4 protein-coding genes are annotated in these 2,834 nt (G+C 42.9%); 3 read left to right on the forward strand and 1 reads right to left on the reverse strand.

Features of this window, described 5'->3' with window-relative positions; translation table 11 throughout:
- Positions 1 to 437, reverse strand: a 437-nt coding sequence (locus A3763_RS18035) for an MBL fold metallo-hydrolase (protein WP_156495157.1), incomplete at its 3' end; no start/stop codon positions are given.
- 112 nt (positions 438 to 549) lie between these two features.
- Between A3763_RS18035 and A3763_RS18040 the strand changes: the two genes are divergently transcribed.
- From A3763_RS18040 to dnaQ, 3 genes are read left to right on the forward strand one after another with little or no spacing between them, the layout of a single operon-like run.
- On the forward strand, positions 550 to 1,365 hold the full coding sequence (locus A3763_RS18040; RefSeq protein WP_068552990.1) for a class I SAM-dependent methyltransferase: 816 nt from the start codon (positions 550 to 552) through the stop codon (positions 1,363 to 1,365).
- Entirely contained in the window at positions 1,362 to 1,838 is a 477-nt protein-coding gene (gene rnhA / locus A3763_RS18045) for a ribonuclease HI (RefSeq protein ID WP_068510651.1), read from the forward strand. Before A3763_RS18040 ends, rnhA begins: the two co-directional genes overlap by 4 nt.
- Entirely contained in the window at positions 1,835 to 2,533 is a 699-nt protein-coding gene (gene dnaQ / locus A3763_RS18050; RefSeq protein WP_068634073.1) for a DNA polymerase III subunit epsilon, read from the forward strand. Before rnhA ends, dnaQ begins: the two co-directional genes overlap by 4 nt.
- The last annotated feature ends 301 nt before the right edge of the window (positions 2,534 to 2,834 follow it).

Raw genomic sequence — 2,834 nt, forward strand, 5'->3', positions numbered from 1 at the left:
TCAGCACTGCCTTCGAATAAGCGACCGCAACCACCTGAGAATAGTGTGTCCCCACAAAACAATGCGTCTAGTTGTTCGCAATAGTAGGCATTATGATCAAGCGTATGACCCGGAACGTCGAGGCTTTTGAATTGTAAGCCAAGTAAGCTGATCGCTTCGCCTTCAGACAGTTGCTCATCGATACCTTCAACTTTTGAGTGAGATGAGCCGAAGCTTTTACAGTCATATTGATCTTTAAGTTTTGCCAAGCCTCCCGTGTGATCAGGGTGGTGGTGAGTGATAAGAATTGCTACTAGGTCTAGCCCTTGTGAATTCAAATAATCTTGAGTGTCACTAAATGAGCCAGGATCAACAACGACAGCCTGCATGCTCGCGTCATCATATATACACCAGATATAATTGTCTGAAAAAGCAGGTATGCCATGAACTTTTATCATATGATAACTCTCACTTAGGTTGATTTGTCATAGCTTAGAATGAATACTGGGTAAATTAAAGCTACTTTAGATAGAGTCTGCTTTGTTGCGAGCACGCTGCGGGAGCTTTGCGATGTCAGGGTTACAAGATTTGGATAAAAATGCACAGGCTAACAGTTCTAAACAACAGCAACTGGAACAGTGGTTTCAGAGTGCTTTAGGACGTAGTTTATTAGCTGACCAACGGCGTAATATAGCAAATAAAATACATCGCTTGTTTGGCTATCACCAGGCTGAGATAGGTGTCTCGCATAGGGTGCCAGTAGGTAACCCAAGTAGCTTGGGGCATAAATTTTATGTGTTGCCAGAGTGGGAACCGGACTTACCTGAAAACTCTATTATTTCTTCTTCTGAGGAATTGGCATTAGAAAGCGAAACCCAAGATGTTGTTATCTTGCACCATGCACTAGATTTTTCCAGTGCGCCTCATCAAACCCTGCGAGAGGCAGCCAGGGTGCTCAAGTCTTCTGGTACGATGGTGATAGTTGGGTTTAACCCTCTCAGTACTTGGGGAGTGAGGAGGTTGTTAGGGAGGTCGCAGCAAGCACCCTGGAATAGTTGTTTTATTGGTGGTAAGCGAATCGAAGATTGGTTGAATTTGCTCGATTTTAGGGTGGGAACTACTAAATACCATTACTACGGCCTGCCTTTTAATAATGCAGGTTTATTTAGGCGTTTTTTGTGGCTCGATAAAGTGCTCAATACAAAAGTCCCCCTAGGCGCATACTATTTGATATCGGCACAAAAACAGGTCGGTTCACGAATCAATTCCTACTCAAAATGGCGTCGAGGTGCAAAGGTCGTAGGAATGCCTTTGGCAAGCTCACGGCACACTCGGGTTTTGGAACAAGACTTTTCAGTTTATAACGAGAAAGATAAAGAAGAATGATAGAGATTTATACCGATGGAGCCTGTAAAGGCAACCCTGGACCGGGAGGTTGGGGAGCATTATTAACAAGCGGGAAGCATCAGAAAAAGATTTATGGTGGTGAGCTTGATACAACCAACAATAGAATGGAGCTGCTTGCTGCAATTCGGGCGCTCGAAAGCTTAAAGAAACCTAGTGTTGTTCACTTACATACCGACTCCCAATATATGCGCAAAGGGATGCTTGAGTGGATAAAAGGTTGGAAGAAAAATGGCTGGAAAACTGCAGCCAAAAAGCCAGTAAAGAATGTTGAGCTATGGAAAGCGTTGGATGAGCAAGTCGCAACACATGAGGTAAAATGGTTTTGGGTGAAAGGTCATAGTGGTGATCCAGGTAATGAAATGGCTGACCAGCTTGCCAATCTCGGAGTTGACTCGGTTATTCGAAAAGACAGTATTGGTAAGGTTCATGTGATTGATGGAGTTGAAGGGTGAGGCAGGTCGTACTTGATACAGAAACCACCGGTATAAATCCTCAGCTTGGCCACAGGATAATCGAGATTGGTTGTGTCGAACTGATTGACCGTAAGCTGACAGGAAATCACTACCATGTGTATATCAACCCAGAGCGGGTCGTAGAGCAAGAAGCGATAGATGTCCACGGAATAACGAATGAGTTTCTAGCTGATAAGCCTTTGTTTGCTGATATTGCCCAAGAATTTCTTGAGTATATAAAAGGTTCTGAACTGGTTATCCATAATGCGGCGTTTGACGTTGGCTTTATCAACCACGAATTTAACCTTTTGGTCAACAAGATCCCTCCGGTAGAAAATTACTGTGGTGTATTAGATACACTAGCCATGGCGCGAGAGAAGCATCCGGGGCAAAAGAACAATCTGGATGCTTTATGTAAACGCTACGGGATCAATAATAGTCACCGTGAACTGCACGGGGCTTTATTGGACTCCGAAATACTCGCTGATGTTTATTTATTACTAAGTGGTGGGCAGACTAGCTTGTTGCTAGATAAGGAAAAGACAGATGAAGGTGGCGCCGGAGGTATTCGAAGGTTACCCGGTACACGCAAGCCTCTACCTGTTCTGGCTGCCAATACAGAGGAAGCTGCGTCTCATGAAAAATACCTCGAATCACTTAGAAAGAAATCAGACCAGGTGATTTGGGACTTATAAGTGTTTCATAAGTAGCAGAGCTAGTCTTTGCTAATTACGAAAACACACAGTGCTAAACTTGTTAAGCGTCGGAATTGTGATATAAATTAATAACCAACGATATTTTTTTAAATTGATTTAGAGCATGTTCTGACCATTAACTGAGACGTTATTTGGTTAGAAGTATTAATACAAGAATTAAAGCGGTTTTATTTTGAAACTTGATAATTACTCTTTGGACCGGAATTAGCTTATGGCCTTGTCATCTACGAGTCTAAGTTCTATTGAACTGGTTCAGCCGGAAATTGAAGCAACAATTCAA

The organism is Oleiphilus sp. HI0128 (genome assembly GCF_001635365.1).

Coding starts and splice junctions, on each gene's coding strand:
- A3763_RS18040 (WP_068552990.1), top strand. CDS start 550: ATGTCAGGGTTACAAGATTTGGATAAAAATGCACAGGCTAACAGTTCT.
- rnhA (WP_068510651.1), top strand. CDS start 1,362: ATGATAGAGATTTATACCGATGGAGCCTGTAAAGGCAACCCTGGACCG.